The sequence below is a fragment of the Microvirga sp. P4_G7 genome (assembly GCF_056401005.1).
Genome location: NZ_JBFUKD010000970.1, coordinates 1 through 1060 on the forward strand (window position 1 = coordinate 1; position 1060 = coordinate 1060).

Annotated in this window: 1 protein-coding gene; it reads right to left on the reverse strand. The window is 56.1% G+C overall.

The genetic code is table 11. The features are described 5' to 3' along the window. Nucleotides 1-444 precede the first annotated feature (444 nt). On the reverse strand, nucleotides 445-1060 hold a 616-nt coding region (locus tag AC1DT3_RS22290), incomplete at its 5' end, for an aldo/keto reductase (RefSeq protein WP_477467353.1).

Sequence of the window (1060 nt, forward strand, 5' to 3'; positions counted from 1 at the left end):
GAGCCATGACGAGCCGATTAGGCAATGTGAGATCACCGAGCTGAAGGGGCTCGAACAAGACGTCGATAGGATCGCTCATTTAAAAACCTGGGATTTCTGTGAATTGCCGATTGGCCGAAGTATAGAAGCTAATTGGCGTTCGGCTCGTCTTCAATGGAATGCCTGCCATGCAGGAAATTTACCGTCACGCTCGAACCGAGCCGTCGAGGATGTGTTGTCCCCCGGGCGTCACGCCCGGAGCATTATGAGGAAACGATAATGCCACATCAAAAAGACGATCAGCGCGGTAAGCAACCGGAGCCGCGCAAACAGGAAATGCCGCAGCAGAAGCAAGGTGAACAGCGTCAGGGCGGCAAGCCGCAAGACACTCGCCACAAAGGCTAGTTGGGAAATTAGGGGCGGGGTCGATTTCGGCCCCGCCGCATTACTGCCGAACGCCTGATTCTATTCTGCCTTTTCCTCGGACGCTTTGTTCAAGGTTTCGATCATTGCTTCGTCCAGTGCGAGGCGCGTCGAGGCAATCAGATCACCAAGTTGTGTAAGGCTCGTCGCACTGGCGATCGGCGACGTGACCCGGGTCATCAGCCAGGCGAGAGCGACCTGGGCAGGATTGGAACGCGTTTGAGCGGCCACATCGTCGAGGGCCGCCAAAATCTTTAATCCACGATCGTTCAAGTATTTTGGCATGCGGCCACCCCGCGCGGCGCTCTTGCCGAAATCCTTTTCGGTTCGGTATTTGCCGGTCAGAAAGCCGCTCGCGAGACCGTAATAAGGGATGATTCCGATCTCTTCGTCTCGGCACAAGCCCAGCAGATCTTTCTCGAACTCCGCGCGGTCGTACAGGTTGTACAAGTTCTGCAGACTCTCGTAGCGCGGCAATCCGGCTTTCTTGCTGATCGCAACCGCCTCTGTGAGACGGTCCGCGGTGAAATTCGAGGCGCCGATGGCGCGCACTTTGCCTTCACGGATGAGATCGGCATAGGTATTGAGCGTCTCATCCTGCGGCGTTTCGAGATCGTCGCGATGGGATTGGTAGAGATCGATGTAGTCGGTCTGAAGA